Here is a 21072-nt window from a genome sequence, read left to right on the forward strand (position 1 = left end):
GGCGGTGAAGATGGCCTGACGGCCAAGACCCCACCAGCGCAGCCGGTAAAAGCTGGCCCCGCCATGGGATGGGGGGTAAGCTGCTTCGGGACGTCGATCCCATAGGAGCGTGGTGGTGGTTGCCCGCGAACTGGCCTGCAAGAACCGGCTGCTGGCGCTGCTGCCGGACGAGGTGTTCGCGCGCTGGTGGCCCGAGCTGGAGGACGTCGACCTGCCGCTGGGCGCCGTGCTGCGCGAATCGGGCGCGCGCATCTCGCACGCGGTGTTTCCGCTCACGGCCATCGTCTGCCTGGTCTATCTGCTGGAGGACGGTGGTTCCACCGAGATTGCGGTGATCGGCCATGAAGGGCTGGTCGGCATGCCGCTGTTCATGGGCGGCGGCAGCACGCTGAGCCGCGCGGTGGTACAGAGCGCGGGCCGGGGGCTGCGGGTGCGCGCGGATTTCCTGATGACGGAGTTCGAACGCCAGCCGGCGGTCATGCAGCTGCTGCTGCGCTTCACACAGGCGCTGATGACGCAGATGTCGCAGACCGCGGTGTGCAACCGGCACCACGCCGTGGTGCAGCAGCTGTGCCGCTGGCTGCTGCTGAGCCTGGATCGCCTGCCCGGCAACGAACTGGTGATGACGCAGGAACTCATCGCCAACATGCTGGGCGTGCGCCGCGAGGGGGTGACCGAGGCGGCCGGCCGGCTGAGCCGCGAGGGCCTGATCGAGTACCGGCGTGGCCGCATCACGGTGTTCGACCGCCCGGCGCTGGAGCGGCGCGCCTGCGAATGCTACGGCGTGGTCAGGCGCGAGTACGACCGGCTACTGTCGCGCACGCTGCCGCTGCGGCGCTGAGGGCGGTCAAGGCCCGGTGGCGGTGGGTGGGTGCAGGATCAGTTCCTGCAGCACCAGGGCATCGTTGTGCTGCTCGTCGTGGGCTGAATAGACCATCGTCAGCACGCCCTGGCGCGCGATGTCGCGCAGCTGCGCCAGCAGCTGCGGCTTCTGCGCGATCTCGTCGGCGTAGCGGCGGCGGAACTCGGCCCAGCGCGACGGCTCGTGCCCGAACCACTTGCGGAGTTCGGTGCTGGGGCCGATGTCCTTGAGCCAGAGGTCCAGCGCCGCCGCGTCCTTGCGCACGCCGCGCGGCCACAGCCGGTCGATCAGCACGCGCATGCCGTCGCTGGCGGCGGGCGGCGCGTAGGCGCGCTTCAAGCGCACGCGGGATGCGGCGATGCGGCTCATCACTGGCGCCTTCGCTGGCCTCAACCCGCCGCCGGGTGGCGCGCGGCGTGCTGCGACATGGCGTCCAGCGCCAGGTTGGAGTGCGCATAGGCGGCGCCGGCACGCATCTCGGCGGCGACCCAGATGGCCTCCATCAGCTCCTGCTCGGTGGCGCCCTTGCGCAGCGCGCTGGCAGTGTGGCCGCGGATGCAGTAGGGGCACTGTGTGACATGGGCGACCGCCACGGCGATCAGTTCCTTGGTCTTGGCGGGCAGGGCGCCGTCGGCGAACACGGCCTTGCCGAAGGCCTGGAAGGCCTTGGTGGCATCAGGCGTCAGTTGCTCGCGCCGCGCGTTGAGTTCGCGCGAGGCCGGGGGGTACATGTCGGTGTTCATGCGGTGCTCCTCGTGGTCGTCGGGGCCGGGGCGGCGGCGGCCAGTGCGTTCTCGAACGCGCGTTCGGTGCGCAGGCCTTCGAGATCGCGGTGGACGAAGGCAGCTGCCAGCTCCTGCCCGGCGCGCCGGTAGGAGATGCGGCAGTCGCGTGCGTCGATGTCGCCGTCGATTACCACCTGGTCGAAGCCTTCGGCATGGCCCACGTAGGCCAGGCCGAAGTCGAACTGCTCGGTCCAGAAGAACGGCAGCATCTGGAAGCGCTCGCGCTGCCCCAGCATGTTGTGCGCCGCCACCTGGCCCAGGCGCTGCGCCACCACCCAGTGCGCGACGCGGATCGGCGCGCTGCTGTGCGGGTCGGGCCAGCGCGCGATGTCGCCCGCGGCGTAGATGCCGGGCACGCTGGTCTGCAGGTACTCGTCGACCGTCACGCCGCGATCCAGCGCCAGGCCCGCCTGTTCGGCCAGCGCCAGCGCCGGACGCACGCCGACGCCGATCACGACCAGGTCGGCGGCGAGCGTCTCGCCGTTCGACAGCAAGACGCCGCGCGCGTCGATGGTTTCGGGCGTGACGCCGAGGTGAAAGACCACGCCGTGCTGCTCGTGCAGGCGGCGCAGGAAGGCACCGACGTCGGTGCCCAGCACGCGCTCCATCAAGGCCGTCTCGCGCCCCACCACGTGCACGCGCAGGCCGCGCTTGCGCAGCGAGGCCGCCACCTCCAGCCCGATGAAGCTGGCGCTGATGACGACGGCTTGCCTGGCTGTGCCGGCCGCGGCCGCCAGCGCGCGGGCATCGGCCCAGCTGCGCAGGTAGCGCATGTGCGGCAGGTCGGCACCGGGCAGCGGCAGTCGCACCGGCTCGGCGCCGGTGGCCAGCAGCAGGGCGTCGAAGCCATGCCGGCTGCCGTCCTCCAGTTGCACCTCGCGCCGCGCGGTGTCGATGGCGGCCACGCGCATGCCGAGCCGCAGGTCGATGCGCTGGTCTTCATAGAACGACGCCGGACGCAGCGGCACCCAGTCATCGGATGCACTGCCGTCCAGGTAGTACTTCGACAGGTTGGGCCGGTCGCAGGGCAGGTCCGGGTCGGCGCTGAACAGGGTGATGCTGCCCTCGTGGCCCGCGCGGCGCAATGCCTCGGCCGCCGCCTGGCCTGCGGCGCCGCCGCCCACGATGACGATGGGTTGCAACACCTCGGGCGGCGCGGCCTTGCGCGGCAGGGTGGGGGTGCTCTGGCGCACGCAGACGCGGCCGTCGATTTCCTCGACCTGGCGGCAGGTGATGGGCTTGAGCGCCGGCGCGCGCACCGCCTCGCCGGTGCGCAGGCTGAAGGCCGCGTGGTGCCAGGGGCAGCGCACCGTGTCGCCGACCAGCAGGCCGTCGGCCAGCGGCCCGTTCCAGTGCGTGCAGACGGCGCCGACGGCGAACAGCTGGCCGCCCTGGCGCACCAGGATCAGCGACTCGCCATGCGCGTGGCCGAGCAGCATCGCACCGTCAGCGAGCGCCGACGAGGCCACGCCCTGGGCGAGGTCGGGGCCGGTGAGAAAAGTGTCGTCGCTGGCCATGGTCGTTCTCCGGTGGCGGTGGCGGCCCTCAGGTCACCACCAGGGTGCCGTTCATGTTGGGGTGGAAGGTGCAGGTGTAGGCAAAGCGGCCGCGCCTGTCGGCACGATAAGTCCAGCGCGCGCCTTCGGCGATGCTCTGCGAATCGAACACGCCAGCGCAGGTGACGGTGTGCGGAAACGGGTCCTTGTTGATCCACTCCACGCTGTCGCCGCGCCGCACGGTCAGGGTCAGCGGCGCATAGGCCGTTGCCGCCATGACGACGGTGTGCCGCACCGGCAGGCGCGCCCGCGCCCGCGCGACGGATGCCACCGCCATGCCGGCCGCGATCAGCAGCGCGTGGCGGCGCGTGCACGGGGCGTGGGGGGCTGCGGCCATGTCGATGCCTGCCTGCGCGTCATTTCAGCTTGGCCTGGATCTGTTTCGCGTGCTCCAGGTGGCCGACGAAGGCCGGCCGGGAGTTGACCAGCAGCGCCTTCAGCTTGGCGTTCTGTGCGCTCGGAATCAGGGTCTTGTCGATCGCATCGATGACCTGCGTGTGGTAGTCGACCTCGCGTGCGATGTAGGCCTTGTCGAACGCGGCGCCTTTCAGCGGCTCGAGCGTCTTGAGCGCATCGACGCCCCCCTGCTGGAGGCTTTGCGCCGTCGGGTTGTCCTCGGGCGTGAGCTTGAGCCGGTTCGCCAGTTCTGCGGCCTGCTTGTTGACGCCCGTGTGGTCGGTCACCATCTGCCTGGCAAAGGCCTTGACGTCGGCGGCGTGGGCCTTGGTCTGCGCAAACTTGCCGACGTCGATGTCGACCTGGTTGGCGGTGACGACGATGGCGGCGATCTGGGCATCGCTCGGGCCCTGGGCCATGGCGACCGAGGTGCCGGCGGCCAGCAGCACGGCCGAGAAGAGAATCGAGGGTCTGTTCATGATGCGCTCCTTCAGCGTTGGACCGATACCGGTTGTGCGAGGAGGCAGTCCGACAGGCTGCCGCGATGGGCGCCGACCGTTCGATACAAGCCCAGCATGCGCCGCGTGCCGGCGGCTGTCTGTGCGCCAGCGCACACAGTGCAAAAAGCCGATCAGCAACGAAAAAGCGACCGCCGTGGCGGTCGCTGGTAGCGTGGGCGCAGGGCCGAAGTGGCCTGGCGATCTGGCTGCGACTGGCGCCTGACGCGCCGGGATGAAGCGGCTTACACGCCGTCGCGGGCGATCCGCATGGCCTCGCGCAGCACGCCGATGTCGCCGATGTGGTTGGCCAGCAGCAGGATCAGGCGGGCGTTGACCATGGCGCTCTGCTCGTCGCTCAGGTCGCGGTGGGTGTCGATCAAGGCCTCGTAGAAATCGTCGCCGGGCGAGTAGGCCTGGAAGTAGCGCTGGCCGGCTTCGCTGAAGTTGGGCTGGGTGTTCAGGGGCATGGCGGGTCTCCGGTCGGTCTTCAGGCGTTGCCCGTTGCGCGGGCCACGGCTGCTTTGATTTTTGCAGCATCCAGCGCACGCCAGCGGCCGGCCACGTGCTGATCTGGCCGGCAAAGGTAGGTGGTGCCCGGCTGCAGGTCGTAGCGCTGGGCCACGCAGCCCTTGGTGTCGATCAGGGTCTTCAGGCCGGCGGGCGCCTGGCCCTTTCGGGCGACCACGATGGGCTCGACCGGGATGCCGCCCGCTTGCAGCTCACTCAGCGCTTGCGCGGCACCCGCGTCCAGTGCGTCCGCGTCCTCGACATAGTGCAGCGCCTGGAAGCGGTTGCCCATCTGGTGCAGCAGCCAGCCGTCGCCGCCGGCGGCCTGCACCGGCGCGTCGGCCATGGGCGCGCCGGGGATCATGTTGCCCTTGAAGGCGTCCGCATCCGGCGTGTTCAGGCTCGACGTCGCCAGCCAGCTGGGCACCGACAGGCGGCCGGAGTTGACCAGCGCGCGGGCGAAAGGGTAGTTGGCCGCCAGCTCCAGCACCGCGTTGCGGAAGGTCTTGCTGGTGGCGCTCTTGGGCGTGATGAAGTCGGTCGAGCGGGTCGAGTTCATGATGTTCTCGTCGGCCGCCCAGCCACGTTCTTCGGTGTAGGTGTCGAGCAGGGTGGCGGGGGCCTGGCCGTCCATCACCAGCTTGAGCTTCCAGGCCAGGTTGTCGGTGTCCTGGATGCCGCTGTTGGCGCCACGCGCGCCGAAGGGCGAGACCTGGTGCGCCGCATCGCCCACGAACAGCACGCGGCCATGGTTGAACCTGTTCATGCGCCGGCACTGGAAGGTGTAGATGCTGACCCATTCCAGCTCGAACTCGCGCTCGTCGCCGAGCATGGCCTGGATGCGCGGGATCACCTTCTCGGGCTTGCGCTCTTCCACCGGGTCGGCGTCCCAGCCGAGCTGGAAGTCGATGCGCCACACGTTGTCGGCCTGCTTGTGCAGCAGCACGCTCTGGTTGGGGTGGAAGGGCGGGTCGAACCAGAACCAGCGCTCGGCCGGGAAGTCGGCCTTCATCACCACGTCGGCGATGAGGAAGCGGTCCATGAAGATCTTGCCCTCGATGTCGAGCCCGAGCATGGTGCGAATGGGACTGCGCGCGCCGTCGGCGACCACCAGCCAGTCGGTGGTGAGCGAGTAGGGCCCGTCCGGCGTCTCGACGCGCACCGTCACCTGGTCTTCGCCCGGCACGACGGAGATGACGTTGCTCTTGAAGCGCATCTGCAGCTTGTCCGACAGCTGGCGGGCGCGCTCGATCAGGTATTCCTCGAGGTAGTACTGCTGCAGGTTGATCATGCCGGGGCGGTGATGATCCGCCTCGGGCCGCAGGTTGAAGTTGAACACCTCGCCCTCGCGCAGGAAGGTGCGGCCCACGTCCCAGCTCACACCCTTCTGCACGAACTTGTCGCCGCAGCCCATGCGATCGAGCACTTCCAGCGCGCGCTTGGCGTAGCACACGCCGCGCGAGCCGATCGACACGGTGTCGTCGTTGTCGAGCAGCAGCACATCCTGGCCCTGCTGCGCCAGGTCGATGGCGGCCGACAGGCCCACCGGGCCGGCGCCCACCACGACCACGGGGTAATGGCCGGTCTTGCCTTCGGTCAGCTCGGGCGGCTGGACGAACTCGAACTTGGGGTAGGTGAAGGTCTTTTGCACCGCTTGTCTCCTCGGGTTGGCGGTTTGAGTCAAAAGAGGCTGCAGCGCTTGATGGATAAGCGCAGGCAGCTATCAATAAATGAGCTTCTTGCTGTGGGAGCGGGCTTGCTCGCGATGAGCCGTTGTGCAGCGTCAGCCCTATCGCGGGCAAGCCCGCTCCCACAAGGAGGTGCCCGCACGGCGGGCTGGGCATCAAGCTTTCTGCAACTCGTGCCACATCTGCTGATCGCGCTCGGCGGTCCAGATGCGCGGGTCGCGGATGCCGCTGGCCTCGTCGTGCGCACGGGTCACGTCAAAGGGCAGGCAGTGCTCGTAGATGAAGACCTGGCCGAACTTCGGGTCCATGGCCTTGCGCGTGTGCTTCATGGTGGCGTTCAGGTCCATGCCCTGGGCCACGGCTTCCTGCGCGCTCTGGTACAGCGTGCTGACGAAGTCGCGTGTGTAGGCCAGGCCCTTCTGCACCTCGGCCGGCGTCAGCAGCGCCGGCCCGCGGCCGGGCACCAGCTTGTCGAACTTCATGGCGGCCAGGTTGTCCAGCGTCTGCGGCCAGTCGGCCAGGTAGGCGTCGCCGGTGTAGCAGGCCGCATCGGCCTCGACCAGATCGCCCGAGAAACAGGTGTTCTGGCTCGGCAGGTAGACGATGGTGTCGCCCTTGGTGTGGCCGCGGCCCACCTGCTTGATCTTCACCTCCAGCTTGCCCAGCCACAGCGTCATCTCGCCGGTGAAGGTCATCGTCGGCCAGGTCAGGCCCGGCACGCTTTCGACGGCCTGGAACAGGCGCGGGAAGCGGCCGATTTCCGAGTCCATGTCCTGCTGGCCGCGCTCGACGATCAGGTCGTAGGTGTCCTGGCTGGCGATGATCTGCTCGAGGCCTTCCGACTTGTAGCCGCTGGCGCCCAGCACGCGCACGGCGTGGTAGTGCGTCAGCACCACGTACTTGATCGGCTTGTCGGTGATCTCGCGGATCTTCTGGATCACACCTTGCGCGGCCACGGGCGTGGCGGTGGCGTCGATGATCATGCAGCCGTCGTCGCCGATGATGACGCCGGTGTTCGGGTCGCCCTCGGCGGTGTAGGCGTAGGCGTTGTCGCTGAGCTTTTCCCAGCTGATCTTCTTTTCTTCCAGGTCGGCCTGGGAGGCGAATTTCTTTTCGGACATGGCAAGTCTCCAGCGTTGTTCGAGATGGCCGATTGTAGGGACGAATTTAGTTATTCGTCAATCTATTTGCCAATGTTTAATTTTGAGGACGAGGTAGGGCGCGCTGGATGCCGTCGCTCGATCCAGTATCAAATCGGCCTCCAGCGCCCGTCCCTTGGGCGCGGGAAGCTATTGAAATGATAGTTTTCTGGCTACGCGCGATGGCCCAGCCGCCGCGACACGTTGCCGGCATGCTCGCGCAGCAGCTGGCCGGCGGGGCTGTCGATCTCGGCGTCGAAGATGCCCTGCGGCCCGATCATGGTCATCACCAGCACGATGTGGCCGGCGGCGTCGAACACGGGGGCGCACAGCGTGTTCACGCCCGGCTGCGGCATCGAGATGCCGCGCCCCATGCCGCTGGCGCGGATGTCGCGCAGCAGCGCCTGCACCTCGGGCGCGTCGAAGCTGGACGAGGCGCCGCCGACCACGCGGCGGTGCTCGTCCTCCAGCATGCTGCGCACCATCTTCTCGGGCAGGTAGGCGGCGAACACGCGGCCGGTGATGGTGTTGAACAGCGACATCACGGTGCCCACGCGCAGGTTCACGTGCAGCGGGTAACGCGGCTCGTCCAGCCGCACCACGGTGGGGCCCAGCTGGCCCCACACGGCCAGGGCGATGCTCAGATCCGAGCGTGCGGCCAGCTGCGCGGCCTCCTGGCTGGCCTCGGTCAGCGGGTCGAGCTGCTGCAGCGCGGCCAGGCCCATCTGCAGCGCGGCGGGGCCCAGTTCGTAGTGGCCGGTCAGCGGGTGCTGCTTGACCAGGCCGGTGGCCATGAAACTGACCAGATACGGGTGGGCCTTGGCCGGCGGCATGTCGGCCAGGCGCGCCAAGTCCTTCAGCGGCAGCGCGCGGCGCTGCTCGGTCAGCGCCTGCAGCACGCGCATGCCGACCTCGATCGACTGGATGCCGCGCTGGCGGCGGGGGGCGGCGTGGTCCTGGGCTTCTTCGCCCGGTTGCGGGCGGGCCCGTGTCACATCCTTTTCCGTCATGCGCGGCATTATGGGCCGGCGCCGCCGTACACCATTTCAACCAATCCCGCGGCGTGCAAGACTATTGAGTTTGGTGGATCATTAGCAGTTTGCTATTTACCAACAGGAACAACAACACCATGAGCAGCCCCCTGAACATCGCCGTCGTCGTCGGCAGCATTCGCAAGGATTCGTACAACCGCCGCTTCGCCGAGGCGCTGGCCAAGCTGGCGCCCGAAGGCGTGAAGTTCAACTTCTTGCGCATCGACGACCTGCCGCACTACGACCAGGACGACGATGGCGACAACGCCCCCGAAGTGCGGCGCCTGAAGGCCGAGGTGGAGGCCGCCGACGGCGTGCTGTTCGTCACGCCCGAGTACAACCGCTCGTATTCCGGCGTGCTGAAGAACGCCATCGACCAGGCCTCGCGCCCCTACGGCCAGGCCAAGTGGAAGGGCAAGCCTGCGGCCATCGTCACCGTGTCCTACGGCCCGCTGTCGGGCGCCATGGCGGCGCAGCACCTGCGCAACGTGCTGGCCGTGCTCGACATGCCGACGCTGAACCAGCCCGAGATGTACCTTCAGTGGAAGGACGGGCTGGTGGACGAGCAGGGCAACGTCGGCCCCGCCAGCAAGGATTTCGCGCAGAATTTCGTCGACACTTTCGTGGCCTGGGTGCGCCGTTTCAAGCACTGAAAGCCGCATCCGGGCTTTGCCCATCACCCTGCAGGAGATCTCCATGAGCCAGAAAACAGTTGCCGTCGTCGTCGGCAGCATCCGCAAGGAATCGTTCAACAGGCAGTTTGCCGAGGCGCTGGTCAAGCAGTTTCCGACCGAGCTGAAGGCGCAGTTCATCCGCATCGACGACCTGCCGCTGTACAACCAGGACGACGACGGCAACCCGGCGCCGCAGGTCACGCGCCTGCGGGGCGAGATCAAGGCTGCCGACGCGGTGCTGTTCGTCACCGCCGAGTACAACCGCTCGGTGCCCGGCGTGCTGAAAAACGCCATCGACCACGCCTCGCGCCCCTGGGGCCAGAGCGTGTGGGCTGGCAAGCCGGCGGGCGTGGTGGGTGTGTCGGTGGGCGCCATCGGCACCTCGCTGGCGCAGCAGCACCTGCGCAACGTGCTGGCCTACCTCGACATGCCCACGCTGGGCCAGCCGGAGATGTTCCTGCAGTGGAAGGAAGGTCTGGTCCAGGACGGCGCCATTGGGCCCGACAGCAAGGAGTTCGTGCAGAAGTACGTCGACGCCTTCGCCGCCTGGGTGAAGAAGCAGGCCTGATGCACAGCCCGGCGCCGGCAGCGGCGCGGCTGGCCTGACGAACCCGCGCCTGGCGCGGGTTTTTTCTTGGTGCGCGGGCGGGGTGTGTGGATCAGCAGGGCTGCTTGATGCGCAACCAGGCTCGGACAGCCTTGTAGGAGCGTGCTTGCCCGCGATGAGGCGCTTCGTCGCAGCCAGCGCCTGATCGCGGGCAAGCCCGCTCCCACACAGGGGATGCGATCCATGCGCCATCCGGGACTTCTTTGAAAAATAATAGCTGCCTGCGCTTGCTGCACAAGGATTTCAGATGTGTTTGAAAATGAAACTGTTCTATATCAGGCGCAAGCAGCTCCTGATAATGTAGTGTCCGCGTGTGCCCCGTACACCTTGCCGGCGGCCTGTTTATCAAGTCAAAATGGCATGAAGCGCAGGCTGTATCGGCGCCGATAGCTGCTAAAACAGAAGCAATCTGCCGCCGCATCGCGTCCGTCGTTCTGGGAACCTTTGCACACCCGGCGCGCTCCAATCGCCGCCGCAGCCCCCGCGCTGCCGGCCCGATGACAGACAATCCGCACCACCATGCTTGATTCGCTTTTCGCCCATCCCCGCCGCGTGTTCGGCGCCATCGCCCTCATCTGTGCCGGCATGCTGGCCTTCGGCATCCTGTACCTGCAGAACGTGGTGGGGCTCGAGCCCTGCCCCATGTGCATCGTGCAGCGCTATGCGCTCATCGTCGTGGGCGTGTTCGCGGCGCTGGCCGCCTTCTCCAAGGGGCCGGCCGGCTGGCGCCTGTGGGGCATTCTGGGCGTGGCCATGGCGGCCTTCGGCGCCTTCACCGCCGCGCGCCAGAGCTGGCTGCAGTGGAACCCGCCCGAGTTCGCCACCTGCGGGCGCGACCTGTTCGGCATGATCGAATCGTTTCCGCTGCAGCGCGCCATCCCCATGATCTTCAAGGGCGCGGGCGACTGCAGCGCGGTGGACTGGACGTTCCTCGGCGGCACCATTGCCAACTGGTCGTTCATCTGGTTCAGCATCTTCATCGTCACCATCCTGGTCACGCTGCTGAAGCTGCCGGCACGGCGCGGCGGCGTGATGCCGGCCTGACGCGCTGGCACGCGCATGAAAAAAGCGGCCCGCGGGCCGCTTTTTTTATTTCCGGGGAAGCCTGATCAGGCGCGCTTGATCAGCCGCAGGATCACGATCAGGATGATGGCGCCCAGCGTGGCCACCACGATGCTGCCCAGCAGCCCGCCGCCCACGGCGCCGCCCAGCGAGCCGAACAGAAAGCCGCCCAGCAGCGCGCCCAGAATGCCGACGACGATGTCGCCCACCAGGCCGTAGCCGCCGCCCTTGACGATCATGCCGGCCAGCCAGCCGGCGATCAGCCCCACCAGAATGAACCAGACAAGTTCCATGGCTTGTTTCTCCTTGCAAATGCCTTCGATGCATTCACTGTAGGCCGGCGCCCTGGGCCGTGCCGTAGGAGAAGCGCCCGCCGGACTGACAGCAGCGCCGTGTTACGTGCTACAGATTTTTCACCAGCACCTGGCTCTTGCGGTCCCAGTTGTACTTGCGCTTGCGCGCCTCGGGCAGCCAGTCCGGGTCGACCTGGCGAAAGCCGCGCTTGATGAACCAGTGCATGGTGCGCGTGGTCAGCACGAAGATGCTGGTCAGGCCCATCTCGCGGGCGCGCTGCTCGATGCGCTTCAGGATCTTCTCGCCGTCGCCCTGGCCCTGGCTTTGCGGCGACACGGTGACGGCGGCCATCTCGCCAGTTTTGGCCTCGGGGTAGGGGTAGAGCGCGGCGCAGGCAAAGATCACGCCATCGTGCTCGACGATGCTGTAGGCGCCGATGTCGCGCTCGATCTCGGTGCGGCTGCGCTTGACCAGGGTGCCGTCCTTCTCGAACGGCTCGATCAGCTGCAGGATGCCGCCCACGTCGTCGTGCGTGGCCTCGCGCAGGCTCTCCAGCTTCTCGTCAACCACCATGGTGCCAATGCCGTCGTGCACGTACACCTCCAGCAGCAGCGCGCCATCCACCGCATAGGGCAGGATGTGGCTGCGCTCCACGCCGTGCTCGCACGCCGTCACGCAGTGGCGCAGGTAGAAGCCCACGTCCATCGGCTGCTCGGGCATCGGCAGGCGCGCCATCAGCGCGCGCGCCTCGGCCAGCGGAATCTCGGTGTCGATAGGGTTGTCCTCGGCCTCGGGCTCCAGCGGGCGGATGCGCACGCCGGGCTTCTCGGTCAGGAACATCAGCTTGTCGGCCTGCAGCGCCATGGCCACCGAGGTGGCCACTTCCTCCATCGACAGGTTGAAGGCCTCGCCCGTGGGCGAAAAGCCGACCGGCGACAGCAGCACCAGCGCGCCGGTGTCGAGCGAATGCGAGATGCCCGCCACGTCCACCTTGCGCACCACGCCGGTGCTCTTGAAATCCACGCCGTCGATGATGCCCATGGGCCGCGCGGTGAGAAAGTTGCCCGAAATCACCCGCACCTTGGAGCCGGCCATGGGCGTGTTGGGCAGCCCCTGGCTGAAGGCGGCCTCGATCTCGTAGCGCAGCTGGCCGGCGGCCTCCTGCGCGCAGTCCAGCGCCACGTCGTCGGTGATGCGCAGGCCGTGCGAATAGCGGGCGTCGTGCCCCTTGGCGCGCAGCTGCTCGTTCACCTGCGGGCGAAAACCGTGCACCAGCACGATCTTCACGCCCATGCTCTGGATCAGCGCCAGGTCGGTGGCGATGTTGCCCAGCTTGCCGGCGGCAATCGCCTCACCCACCACGCCGACCACGAAGGTCTTGCCGCGGTGCATGTGGATATAGGGCGCCACGGCGCGGAACCAGGGGACGAAGGTGAAGTTGAAAACGGTGGACATGGGGAAAGGGCAGGGCTGGCGCGGCACCGTGGCCGGCAAAGCGTGAAGTGTAGCGAGCGGTGTGCCTTGCTCCATGAGGCGATGGCTGTCGATCGCTTCCCTATTGATAGCGAACACCGCTTGCTGGGCGGGCGCTGGAGGCCAAAAATGCTTGAAGTCTCAGCGGCGCGCGACGGAGGCGCCGCGTGTGGCCGCCAGGCGCCGGTACAGCGTGGCCCGGCTCAGGCCCAGCGCGCGCGCGGCTTCGGCCACATTGCCGCTGGCGTCGCGCACGGCCTGCTGGATGAGCCGTTCTTCCAGCGCTTTGAGCGGCAGGCGCGGCGTGGCAGGTGCTGGACTGGCTGCCGGTGCGCCGGGTCGCACGGCCTGCACGGCGATCCGCAGGCCCGACCACAGGGGTACAAGCGACGGTGCATCCCGCCCGGCCAGGTCGAACAGGTGTTGCCAGGGCAGGGCGAACAGATCGCCGGCGTGCACCCCGCCGTGTGCCAGCCCCGCCAGGGCGGGCAGCATCTGGCGCGCGGCGCTGTTGGCGCCCAGCACGGCGCCCCCGGCGTCCAGGCAGAGCACGGCATGAGCGGTTTCTCCGGGCAGCGCCTCACCCCACGCCAGGTGCAGGCGCAGCGCGTGCGGGGTGGCGTGCAGCAATGCGTCCTCGATGGCGCGGGCCGAGCGGGCCACCAGGTGCTGCAATTCAGGACGCTCGGGCGCCTCGATGCCGGTCAGATCCAGCATGCCGAGGCACTGGCCCTTCGGCCCCGTCAGCGGCGCGCCGGCACAGCTGTAGACGCTGGTGTCGCGGAAGAAATGCTCGCCTCGGTGCAGCCACACCGGCTGCTGCTCGCCCAGCGCCGCACCGATGGCGCTGGTGCCGATGCTGCGCTCCGAGAGGTCGACGCCCACGCGCGCAATGGCCTCGGCGCGGCGGTCGCGGCGGTCGATGGCGCCCGCGGTGTCGATCACGGCGCCGGCGGCATCGGTCAGGATGGCGAAGTAGCGGATCGGGGCCACGGCGCGCGCGAGGCGCTGCATCTCGGGGCGTGCCGCGGCAAGCAGGCTGCGGTGCGCTTCGTCGGCCCGCTGGCGGGCGGCGGCGGGCACCGCGTCGAAGCTGACCGGCTGCTCGGGCCGCTGTCCCTGCGCCAGGCAGCGCTGCCAGGAGCGCAGCAGCCACGCACGGTCGTTCCAGGCAGCGTGCAGCAGCTGGTCCGGCGGCACATCGCTGGTGAGCAGCGCGCGGCGCGTCTGTTCGATCTGCTGGAGCCGGTCGCGAGGCTTCATGGCTATGAAATCTGTTGCATAGGATCGCGTGCGGACGCCTGCGAAACCGCCCGTCTCAATCTGAGAATTTCGGCCGCCGGCAGGCCAGAACTAGGGTTTCACCTAGCCGCGGTCCCCGGGAGTGTTCCAAGAATGGAAGAGGCATTCTCACACCTACAAGACCATCCTGGAAGGAGACAGTCCCGATGAAAGTCGAACTCACCGTCAACGGCAAGCCGGTCAGCGCCGACGTGCCCGAGAACACGCTGCTGGTGCAGCTGCTGCGCGACACGCTGCGCCTGACCGGCACCCACGTCGGCTGCGATACCGCGCAGTGCGGTGCCTGCACGGTGATCGCCAACGGCCGCGCCATCAAGTCGTGCAACGTGCTGGCGGCGCAACTGCCGGGCGCCGAGGTGACCACCATCGAGGGCGTGGCGAATGCCGACGGCAGCATGCACCCAGTGCAGGCGGCAATGAAGGACTGTCACGGCCTGCAATGCGGCTTCTGCACCACCGGCATGGTGATGAGCAGCATCGATCTGCTCCAGCACCATCCCCAGGCCAGCGAGGCCGAGATCCGCGAGCTGCTGGAGGGCAACATCTGCCGCTGCACTGGCTACCAGAACATTGTCAAGGCGGTGCAGCAGGCGCAAAAGGCGCTGGCCTGACCCCGACGAGAAAACAAGGAGACAAGACATGGGTGCCAACGACTTTGCCAAGCTGCCGCACATCGGCGAATCCATGAAGCGCAAGGAGGACGAGCGGTTTCTGACCGGCGTCGGCCAGTACACCGACGACATCCACCAGGCCAACCAGAAGTACGCGGTGTTCGTGCGCTCGCCGCATGCGCATGCCGCTCTCAAGAGCGTCGATGTTGGTGCCGCCGAGAAGATGCCCGGCGTGGTGAAGGTCTTCACCGGCAAGGACATGGAAGGCAAGATGGGCGGGTTGCCCTGCGGCTGGCTCATCAGCAACCCCGACGGCTCGCCGATGAAGGAGCCGCCGCACCCCATCCTGGCGCACACCAAGGTGCGCTACGTGGGCGACCACGTGGCCATGGTGGTGGCCGACACGCTGCAGCAGGCCAAGGACGCCGCCGAGGCGGTGGAGGTGGACTACGACGTGCTCGATGCCGTGATCGACATGCGCACCGCCCGAAACGGCCCCGCGCTGCACGACGAGGCGCCCGACAACCACTGCTACAAGTGGACGCTGGGCGACAAGGCCGCGGTGGACGAGGCCTTCGCCAAGGCCGCGCACGTCACCAAGCTCGACATCACCAACAACCGGCTGATCCCCAACGCCATGGAGCCGCGCGCGGCCAACGCCAGCTACAACCGGGCCAGCGACGAGTACGTGCTGTACGTCGCCAACCAGAACCCGCACGTCGAGCGCCTGCTGCTCACCGCCTTCGTCCTGCAACTGCCCGAGCACAAAGTGCGCGTGATCGCGCCCGATGTGGGCGGCGGCTTCGGCTCCAAGATTTTCCTGTATGCCGAGGACGTGGCGGTGACTTGGGCCGCCCGGCAGCTCAACTGCGCCGTGAAGTGGACGGCCGAGCGCAGCGAATCGTTCGTGAGCGACGCGCACGGCCGCGACCACATCACGCACGCCGAAATGGCGATGGACAAGGACGGCAAGTTCCTCGCCATGCGCGTGCACACCGATGCCAACCTGGGTTCGTACCTGTCCACCTTCGCTTCCAGCGTGCCCACCATCCTGTACGGCACGCTGCTGGCGGGGCAGTACACGGCACCGCAGATCTACGTCGAGGTCGATGGCTGGTTCACCAGCACGGCGCCGGTCGATGCCTACCGCGGCGCGGGCCGGCCCGAGGCGACTTACGTGGTCGAACGTCTGGTCACGCGCTGCGCATGGGAGCTGGGCCTGTCGCAGGACGAGATCCGCAAGCGCAACTTCATCACCAGCTTTCCGTACCAGACGCCGGTGGCGCTGCAGTACGACATCGGCGACTACCACGCGTGCATGGATCAGGCGCAGGAGCTGGCCGACGTCAAGGGCTTCGAGGCGCGGCGCACCGCCAGTGAGGCGAAAGGCCTGAAGCGCGGCATCGGCTACAGCAGCTACATCGAGGCCTGCGGCCTGGCGCCTAGCAACATCGCCGGCGCTTTAGGCGCGCGCGCCGGCCTGTTCGAGGCCGGCGAGGTGCGCGTGCACCCCACCGGCAGCGTGACGGTGTTCACCGGTTCTCACAGCCACGGCCAAGGCCACGAGACGACGTTCGCCCAGCTGGTGGCGGCGCGTCTCGGCATCGACCCATCCCAGGTCGACATCGTGCACGGCGACACCGGCCGCGTGCCCTTCGGCATGGGCACCTACGGCAGCCGCTCGCTCTCGGTCGGTGGCACCGCCATCATGAAGGCCATCGACAAGATCGAGGCGAAGGCCAAGAAGATCGCCGCGCACCTGATGGAAGCCAGCGACGCCGACATCGAGTTCAGTGGTGGCGAGTTCAGCGTCAAGGGCACCGACAAGAAGATCCCCTTCGCCCAGGTGGCGCTGACGGCCTACGTGCCGCACAACTACCCGCTCGACAAGCTGGAGCCTGGCCTGAACGAAACCGCGTTCTACGACCCGACCAACTTCACCTACCCGGCCGGCACCTACATCTGCGAGGTCGAGGTCGACCCCGCCACCGGCGTGGTGCGCGTAGACCGCTTCACCGCGGTGGACGACTTCGGTGTCATCATCAACCCGATGATCGTCGAAGGCCAGGTGCACGGCGGACTGGTGCAGGGCATCGGCCAGGCGCTGCTGGAGCACGGCGTGTACGACCCCGAAAGCGGCCAGCTGCTGACCGGCAGCTACATGGACTACACCATGCCGCGCGCGGCCGACTTTCCCGAATTCAGGCTCGGCCACGTCTGCACGCCCTGCACGCACAACCCCATTGGCAGCAAGGGCTGCGGCGAGGCGGGTGCCATCGGCTCGCCGCCGGCCGTCATCAACGCGGTGCTCGATGCGCTCAAGCCCCTGGGCGTGACCGAACTCGACATGCCCGCCACGCCGCACCGCGTGTGGCAGGCGATTCAATCGGCCCAGGCTTGAGGAGACACGAACCATGTACGCATTCACCTTTGAACGCCCCACCACGCAAGCCGATGCGGTCAAGCTCGCCCAGGGCGGCGGCAAGCTGCTGGCCGGCGGGCAAACGCTGCTGGCGTCGATGAAGCTGCGCCTGGCTGCGCCCGAACAACTGGTCGACCTGGGCGGCGTGAAGGAATTGGCCGGCGTGCGCCAGGAGGGCGACGCGCTCGTTATCGGCGCCATGACGCGCCATGCTGACGTCGCCGGCAACGCCGACGTGAAAGCCATGATCCCCGCGCTGGCGGCGCTGGCCGAGGGCATCGGCGACAAGCAGGTGCGGGCCATGGGCACCATCGGCGGCTCGCTGGCCAACAACGATCCGGCGGCCGACTATCCGGCGGCGGCGCTGGCGCTGGGTGCCACCATCGTCACCACCGAACGCGAGATCGCGGCCGACGACTACTTCCAGGGCCTGTTCGCCACCGCGCTGGAAGAGGGCGAGCTGATCATCGCCGTGCGCTTTCCCAAGCCGCAGCGTGCCGCCTACATGAAGTTCCGCCAGCCCGCGTCGCTGTTCGCGCTGATCGGCGTGTTCGTGGCACAGACGGCGGATGGCGTGCGCGTGGCCGTCACCGGCGGCGGCAACGGGGTGTTCCGCCACACGGCGATGGAAGAGGCGCTGGGCAAGAGCTTCACCACCGAGGCCGCTGCCGGCGTCAAGACTGACCCGTCCGAGCTGAATGGCGACCTGCACGGCAGCGCCGAATACCGCGCGCACCTGGTCGGCGTGATGGCGCAGCGGGCGGTGGCGAAGGCGCTGGGTTGATCGATACCGAACTGGCCGAACAGCCCAACAGCCGGACGCAGAAGACGCAAAGGATTCGCAGAGGACGCAAAAAAAGAAGAAATTCTTGGTTGCTGGCTGCTGTCTTGGGATGTCGTTGAATGGCACGACAGCCCGTGCCATCCCAAAAGAAACTCCCTCTCCCTCTGGGAGAGGGCAGGGGTGAGGGCCAGCGGCGCATCACCGATCACGGCCACGTTTTCCCGATTGCAAGTGTTTTCGGCCTCCAGCCCTTGCCTAGTCAGTGCGAACAGCTATCAAAACAGAAGTCATGCCGCCCACTGCCACCATCGACACCCTCACCGACGCGCTGCAGGCGGCGGGCTATTTCGCCGACCGGCGGCTGGCGACGGCGGCGTTTCTGGCGCTCAAGCTGCAACGCCCGCTGCTGCTCGAGGGCGAGCCTGGCGTCGGCAAGACCGAGCTGGCCAAGTCGCTGGCGCAGGTATTGGGGCGCGAGCTGATCCGCCTGCAGTGCTACGACGGCCTGGAGCAGCGTGAGGCGCTGTACGAGTGGAACTACGCCGCCCAACTGTTGCACCTGCGCGCGGCCGAGGGCAGTGCGCCGTCGGAAGAGATCGAGCGCGAGGTCTACCAGCCGCGCTACCTCATCCGCCGTCCCTTGCTGCAGGCACTGCAGGCGCCGCCGCCCGGCGCGGTGCTGCTGATCGACGAGGTGGACCGCGCCGACGAGCCGTTCGAGGCTTTCCTGCTCGAATACCTGGGCGAATACCAGGTCAGCATCCCCGAGCTTGGCACGGTGCGCGCGGCGGCCACGCCGGTGACGATCCTCACCAGCAACCGCACGCGCGAGCTGAACGATGCTGTCAAGCGCCGCTGTCTGTACCACTGGCTCGACTACCCGGAGCGCGAGCGCGAACTGGCCATCGTGCGTGCCCGCGTGCCCGAGGCGCCGCAGGCCCTGGCCGACCAGGTGGCGGCCTTCGTGCACAAGCTGCGCAGCGCGCACGCGTCGCTGTTCCAGCGCGCGCCCGGCATCGCCGAAAGCGTCGAATGGGCCAGGGCGCTGGTCGCGCTGGACACCCTGGCGCTCGACCCCGAAGTGGTGCAGGGCACCGCCGGCGTGCTGTTCAAGCAGCGCGAGGACGTGGCGGCGCTGACGACGGAGCTGATCACGGAGGTGCTGGCGGCGGAGGAGGGGGCGTGAACAAGCTCCAACTCCGATGTCGCGCCGGTTTTTGCTCCCTCTCCCGCCTGCGGGAGAGGGCGGGGGTGAGGCTGGCTGTTCCTCCTTCCCCCGCTGGGGGAAGGCTGGGATGGGGGCCCGCCGCGCATCCCTGCAAGCGCCGCTGTCCCCTCACCCCAACCCTCTCCCCAGCGGGGCGCGGGCGCCATACCGCAAACCTGCAGCGCGTTGGGGCCAGGGCATGACCACCCTGCTCGGTGACGCCCGCACCGGCAAGCTGGCCGACAACCTCACGGCCTTCGGTCGTACGCTGCGCCGCGCTGGCGTGTCGGTGGACGCCGCGCGCATCGCGCTGGCGCAGCAGGCGCTGCAGCTCACGGGTGTCGAAGCCAAGCGGGACGTGGCCGCCGCGCTTGAAGCCGTGCTGGTCGGCCGCGAGCAGGACCGCGCCGTGTTCCGCGAACTGTTCGACGCCTTCTTCCGCGATCCCGAACTGGCCCACAAGCTGCTGGCGCAGATGCTGCCACGCGCCGAAGGCAGCGCCGTGCCGCCGCCGCAGCGCCCGCGCGTGCGCGAAGCGTTGATGCCGCACCGCGCCCAGGCACCGCGCCCGCCGCAGGCGGCCGACAAGGAATTCGAGTTCGACGCGGCCATGACCGCCAGCGACCTGGCGCGCCTGAGACACGCCGATTTCAACCAGCTTTCGGCCAGCGAATACGTCCTGGTCGAGCGCCTGGTGCGCGACATCCGCCTGCCCGTGCCCCGTGTGCCGGCGCGCCGCGTGCGCGCCGGATGGCGTGGCGCGCGCGTGCACTGGGCGCACACGCTGCAGGGGGCCGCGCACACCGGCGGCGAGGTGATGTCGCTGCACCGCCTGCAGCGCCGGCGCCAGCCGCTGCCCTTGCTGCTGCTGGTCGACGTGTCGGGCTCGATGGAGCGCTACGCGCGCCTGCTGCTGGCGTTTCTGCACGCGGCCACGCGCCAGATCGATGGCCAGCGCATCCAGCGCGACGTGTTCGCCTTCGGCATGCGGCTGGCCGACCTGACACCTGCTTTCCGCGAATCAGACACCGATGCCATGCTGCTGCGCGCCGGCCGCGCCATCGACGACTTTGCCGGCGGCACGCGCTTGGGAAGTGCGCTGGCCACGCTGCGCCTGCGCCACGCACGCCGGCTGGTGGGCCGGCGCACGCTGGTGCTGCTGGTCAGCGACGGCCTCGACACCGGCGAGCCGGATGAGCTGGCGCGCGAGCTGGCCTGGCTCAAGCGCCACAGCCGCGCGCTGTTGTGGCTCAACCCGCTGCTGCGCTACGACGGCTACGCCCCCAGCGCGCGCGGCGCCGCCGTGCTGCACCTCGCGGCCGACGGCATGCTGGCGGTGCACAACATCGCGCGCCTGCAGGATCTCGCCGCAGGCATCGCGGCGCTCATGAAAAAATAGCAAGCAGAGGAACCCATCCATGGACATGCAAGGAAGCCGGACCCTTTCCGTCACCCAGCAACAGGCCTGGGAGGCGCTGAACGACCCCGAGGTGCTGAAGCTGTGCATCCCCGGCTGCGACAACATCGAGGCCACCGGTGACAACGCCTATGAACTGACCAACGCCATCAAGGTCGGCCCCGTGGCGGCCAAGTTCAAGGGCAAGCTGAACCTGGCCGACGTGAACGCGCCCGACAGCTACACCATCCACTTCGAGGGCAACGGCGGCGCCGCCGGCTTCGGCAAGGGCAATGCGCAGGTCACGCTGGTGCCACACGACGAGGGGTGCGAACTGGGTTACACCGTGCACGCCTCGGTGGGCGGCAAGATCGCCCAGGTGGGCCAGCGCCTGATCGATGGCGTGGCCAAGTCGATGGCGGAGAGCTTCTTCAAGCGCTTCGACGAGGAAATGACCCGCCGCCACGGCCCGCCGCCCGAGGAGCAGGCCGTCGAACCGGGCAAGCTGAAGAAGATGTGGGGCAAGCTGACGGGCGGCGGCAAGGACGATGCGTCCACCTGAATCGCAACAGCCGAACGCAGAGGATGCAGAGGTTTCGCAGAAGACGCAGAAGAATCCAGATGAAATCGACGTTCTACCCTTGTGCAGACAGCGCCAGCAGCTATGTTTTTGAGAGTTCTTCATTGGCTGTTCCTTTTGCGTCCTCTGCGAAACCTCTGCGTCCTCTGCGTCCGGATGTCCGGCTGTTCGGCAGCCTGATCAAGGAGTAACCAGC

The 21072-nt window shown here is 68.1% G+C and carries 23 protein-coding genes; 11 read left to right on the forward strand and 12 right to left on the reverse strand.

The window, feature by feature from the left end:
• Nucleotides 1-115: 115 nt before the first annotated feature.
• A complete protein-coding gene (locus ACFSCU_RS12475) occupies nt 116-841 on the forward strand; it encodes a Crp/Fnr family transcriptional regulator (RefSeq protein ID WP_377560837.1) in 726 nt (241 codons plus the stop codon).
• A gap of 6 nt (nt 842-847) precedes the next feature.
• Here the strand turns inward: ACFSCU_RS12475 and ACFSCU_RS12480 are convergent, their stop codons facing one another.
• The 9 genes from ACFSCU_RS12480 to ACFSCU_RS12520 all read right to left on the reverse strand — a co-directional run bounded on the left by ACFSCU_RS12480 (nt 848) and on the right by ACFSCU_RS12520 (nt 8443).
• Nucleotides 848-1231, reverse strand: coding sequence for a DUF488 domain-containing protein (locus tag ACFSCU_RS12480; RefSeq protein ID WP_180551430.1), 384 nt, complete (start codon nt 1229-1231; stop codon nt 848-850).
• A gap of 20 nt (nt 1232-1251) precedes the next feature.
• A complete protein-coding gene (locus tag ACFSCU_RS12485) occupies nt 1252-1605 on the reverse strand; it encodes a carboxymuconolactone decarboxylase family protein (protein ID WP_333706379.1) in 354 nt (117 codons plus the stop codon).
• A complete protein-coding gene (locus tag ACFSCU_RS12490; RefSeq protein WP_377560838.1) occupies nt 1602-3164 on the reverse strand; it encodes an FAD-dependent oxidoreductase in 1563 nt (520 codons plus the stop codon). Before ACFSCU_RS12490 ends, ACFSCU_RS12485 begins: the two co-directional genes overlap by 4 nt.
• A gap of 28 nt (nt 3165-3192) precedes the next feature.
• Nucleotides 3193-3540 (reverse strand): cupredoxin domain-containing protein, encoded by a 348-nt coding sequence (locus tag ACFSCU_RS12495; RefSeq protein ID WP_377560840.1) that lies wholly within the window; start codon nt 3538-3540, stop codon nt 3193-3195.
• Nucleotides 3541-3559: 19 nt separating this feature from the next.
• A complete protein-coding gene (locus ACFSCU_RS12500) occupies nt 3560-4078 on the reverse strand; it encodes a DUF4142 domain-containing protein (RefSeq protein WP_377560841.1) in 519 nt (172 codons plus the stop codon).
• Between the two features lie 263 nt (nt 4079-4341).
• Nucleotides 4342-4566: a DUF2783 domain-containing protein gene (locus tag ACFSCU_RS12505; RefSeq protein WP_180551878.1), complete on the reverse strand. Its 225-nt coding sequence runs from the start codon at nt 4564-4566 to the stop codon at nt 4342-4344.
• Between the two features lie 20 nt (nt 4567-4586).
• A complete protein-coding gene (locus tag ACFSCU_RS12510; RefSeq protein WP_377560843.1) occupies nt 4587-6257 on the reverse strand; it encodes an FAD-dependent oxidoreductase in 1671 nt (556 codons plus the stop codon).
• 192 nt (nt 6258-6449) lie between these two features.
• Entirely contained in the window at nt 6450-7415 is a 966-nt protein-coding gene (locus ACFSCU_RS12515; protein WP_377560844.1) for an MBL fold metallo-hydrolase, read from the reverse strand.
• A 191-nt stretch (nt 7416-7606) separates the two neighbouring features.
• Complete coding sequence (locus ACFSCU_RS12520; protein WP_377560846.1) at nt 7607-8443, reverse strand: IclR family transcriptional regulator; 837 nt, start codon at nt 8441-8443, stop codon at nt 7607-7609.
• 119 nt (nt 8444-8562) lie between these two features.
• Between ACFSCU_RS12520 and ACFSCU_RS12525 the strand changes: the two genes are divergently transcribed.
• The 3 genes from ACFSCU_RS12525 (at nt 8563) to ACFSCU_RS12535 (ending at nt 10789) form a co-directional block, all read left to right on the forward strand.
• A complete protein-coding gene (locus ACFSCU_RS12525; RefSeq protein ID WP_377560848.1) occupies nt 8563-9117 on the forward strand; it encodes an NADPH-dependent FMN reductase in 555 nt (184 codons plus the stop codon).
• Nucleotides 9118-9160: 43 nt separating this feature from the next.
• Nucleotides 9161-9706 (forward strand): NADPH-dependent FMN reductase, encoded by a 546-nt coding sequence (locus tag ACFSCU_RS12530; RefSeq protein ID WP_180551433.1) that lies wholly within the window; start codon nt 9161-9163, stop codon nt 9704-9706.
• 558 nt (nt 9707-10264) lie between these two features.
• Entirely contained in the window at nt 10265-10789 is a 525-nt protein-coding gene (locus tag ACFSCU_RS12535; protein WP_180551434.1) for a disulfide bond formation protein B, read from the forward strand.
• Between the two features lie 65 nt (nt 10790-10854).
• Here ACFSCU_RS12535 and ACFSCU_RS12540 read toward each other — a convergent pair whose 3' ends face one another.
• The 3 genes from ACFSCU_RS12540 to ACFSCU_RS12550 form a co-directional block, all read right to left on the reverse strand.
• Nucleotides 10855-11100 carry a GlsB/YeaQ/YmgE family stress response membrane protein gene (locus ACFSCU_RS12540; protein ID WP_180551435.1) on the reverse strand — a complete coding sequence of 82 codons (246 nt, stop codon included), beginning with the start codon at nt 11098-11100 and terminating at the stop codon, nt 10855-10857.
• A 109-nt stretch (nt 11101-11209) separates the two neighbouring features.
• The gene (argA, locus tag ACFSCU_RS12545; protein WP_180551436.1) at nt 11210-12556 is read right to left on the reverse strand and encodes an amino-acid N-acetyltransferase; all 1347 of its coding nucleotides are present in this window, start codon (nt 12554-12556) and stop codon (nt 11210-11212) included.
• 159 nt (nt 12557-12715) lie between these two features.
• Nucleotides 12716-13837 carry a helix-turn-helix domain-containing protein gene (locus ACFSCU_RS12550; protein WP_180551437.1) on the reverse strand — a complete coding sequence of 374 codons (1122 nt, stop codon included), beginning with the start codon at nt 13835-13837 and terminating at the stop codon, nt 12716-12718.
• Between the two features lie 185 nt (nt 13838-14022).
• Here ACFSCU_RS12550 and ACFSCU_RS12555 point away from each other — a divergent pair, with 185 nt between their 5' ends.
• From ACFSCU_RS12555 to ACFSCU_RS12585, 7 genes are all read left to right on the forward strand, one after another.
• The gene (locus ACFSCU_RS12555) at nt 14023-14487 is read left to right on the forward strand and encodes a (2Fe-2S)-binding protein (protein ID WP_180551438.1); all 465 of its coding nucleotides are present in this window, start codon (nt 14023-14025) and stop codon (nt 14485-14487) included.
• A gap of 28 nt (nt 14488-14515) precedes the next feature.
• Nucleotides 14516-16888, forward strand: coding sequence for a xanthine dehydrogenase family protein molybdopterin-binding subunit (locus tag ACFSCU_RS12560; RefSeq protein WP_180551439.1), 2373 nt, complete (start codon nt 14516-14518; stop codon nt 16886-16888).
• Nucleotides 16889-16901: 13 nt separating this feature from the next.
• Nucleotides 16902-17693, forward strand: coding sequence for an FAD binding domain-containing protein (locus ACFSCU_RS12565; RefSeq protein WP_180551440.1), 792 nt, complete (start codon nt 16902-16904; stop codon nt 17691-17693).
• Between the two features lie 289 nt (nt 17694-17982).
• The gene (locus ACFSCU_RS12570) at nt 17983-18879 is read left to right on the forward strand and encodes an AAA family ATPase (protein WP_333706405.1); all 897 of its coding nucleotides are present in this window, start codon (nt 17983-17985) and stop codon (nt 18877-18879) included.
• Between the two features lie 220 nt (nt 18880-19099).
• Nucleotides 19100-20299 carry a vWA domain-containing protein gene (locus ACFSCU_RS12575; protein WP_377560852.1) on the forward strand — a complete coding sequence of 400 codons (1200 nt, stop codon included), beginning with the start codon at nt 19100-19102 and terminating at the stop codon, nt 20297-20299.
• Between the two features lie 19 nt (nt 20300-20318).
• Entirely contained in the window at nt 20319-20858 is a 540-nt protein-coding gene (locus ACFSCU_RS12580) for a CoxG family protein (RefSeq protein ID WP_180551882.1), read from the forward strand.
• Between the two features lie 59 nt (nt 20859-20917).
• Nucleotides 20918-21067 carry a hypothetical protein gene (locus ACFSCU_RS12585; protein ID WP_377560854.1) on the forward strand — a complete coding sequence of 50 codons (150 nt, stop codon included), beginning with the start codon at nt 20918-20920 and terminating at the stop codon, nt 21065-21067.
• Nucleotides 21068-21072 lie beyond the last annotated feature (5 nt).

Source organism: Ottowia beijingensis (genome assembly GCF_042680925.1).
GTDB classification, from domain to species: Bacteria; Pseudomonadota; Gammaproteobacteria; order Burkholderiales; family Burkholderiaceae_C; genus Ottowia; species Ottowia beijingensis.

Bases quoted from the DNA above. Each gene is read 5' to 3' on its own strand.
- ACFSCU_RS12535 (WP_180551434.1), top strand. From the start codon at position 10,265: ATGCTTGATTCGCTTTTCGCCCATCCCCGCCGCGTGTTCGGCGCCATC.
- ACFSCU_RS12485 (WP_333706379.1), bottom strand. From the start codon at position 1,605: ATGAACACCGACATGTACCCCCCGGCCTCGCGCGAACTCAACGCGCGG.
- ACFSCU_RS12540 (WP_180551435.1), bottom strand. From the start codon at position 11,100: ATGGAACTTGTCTGGTTCATTCTGGTGGGGCTGATCGCCGGCTGGCTG.
- ACFSCU_RS12575 (WP_377560852.1), top strand. From the start codon at position 19,100: ATGACCACCCTGCTCGGTGACGCCCGCACCGGCAAGCTGGCCGACAAC.
- ACFSCU_RS12565 (WP_180551440.1), top strand. From the start codon at position 16,902: ATGTACGCATTCACCTTTGAACGCCCCACCACGCAAGCCGATGCGGTC.
- argA (WP_180551436.1), bottom strand. From the start codon at position 12,556: ATGTCCACCGTTTTCAACTTCACCTTCGTCCCCTGGTTCCGCGCCGTG.
- ACFSCU_RS12505 (WP_180551878.1), bottom strand. From the start codon at position 4,566: ATGCCCCTGAACACCCAGCCCAACTTCAGCGAAGCCGGCCAGCGCTAC.
- ACFSCU_RS12550 (WP_180551437.1), bottom strand. From the start codon at position 13,837: ATGAAGCCTCGCGACCGGCTCCAGCAGATCGAACAGACGCGCCGCGCG.
- ACFSCU_RS12515 (WP_377560844.1), bottom strand. From the start codon at position 7,415: ATGTCCGAAAAGAAATTCGCCTCCCAGGCCGACCTGGAAGAAAAGAAG.
- ACFSCU_RS12480 (WP_180551430.1), bottom strand. From the start codon at position 1,231: ATGAGCCGCATCGCCGCATCCCGCGTGCGCTTGAAGCGCGCCTACGCG.
- ACFSCU_RS12520 (WP_377560846.1), bottom strand. From the start codon at position 8,443: ATGACGGAAAAGGATGTGACACGGGCCCGCCCGCAACCGGGCGAAGAA.
- ACFSCU_RS12585 (WP_377560854.1), top strand. From the start codon at position 20,918: ATGAAATCGACGTTCTACCCTTGTGCAGACAGCGCCAGCAGCTATGTT.
- ACFSCU_RS12570 (WP_333706405.1), top strand. From the start codon at position 17,983: ATGCCGCCCACTGCCACCATCGACACCCTCACCGACGCGCTGCAGGCG.
- ACFSCU_RS12490 (WP_377560838.1), bottom strand. From the start codon at position 3,164: ATGGCCAGCGACGACACTTTTCTCACCGGCCCCGACCTCGCCCAGGGC.
- ACFSCU_RS12530 (WP_180551433.1), top strand. From the start codon at position 9,161: ATGAGCCAGAAAACAGTTGCCGTCGTCGTCGGCAGCATCCGCAAGGAA.
- ACFSCU_RS12580 (WP_180551882.1), top strand. From the start codon at position 20,319: ATGGACATGCAAGGAAGCCGGACCCTTTCCGTCACCCAGCAACAGGCC.
- ACFSCU_RS12500 (WP_377560841.1), bottom strand. From the start codon at position 4,078: ATGAACAGACCCTCGATTCTCTTCTCGGCCGTGCTGCTGGCCGCCGGC.
- ACFSCU_RS12525 (WP_377560848.1), top strand. From the start codon at position 8,563: ATGAGCAGCCCCCTGAACATCGCCGTCGTCGTCGGCAGCATTCGCAAG.
- ACFSCU_RS12495 (WP_377560840.1), bottom strand. From the start codon at position 3,540: ATGGCCGCAGCCCCCCACGCCCCGTGCACGCGCCGCCACGCGCTGCTG.
- ACFSCU_RS12555 (WP_180551438.1), top strand. From the start codon at position 14,023: ATGAAAGTCGAACTCACCGTCAACGGCAAGCCGGTCAGCGCCGACGTG.
- ACFSCU_RS12560 (WP_180551439.1), top strand. From the start codon at position 14,516: ATGGGTGCCAACGACTTTGCCAAGCTGCCGCACATCGGCGAATCCATG.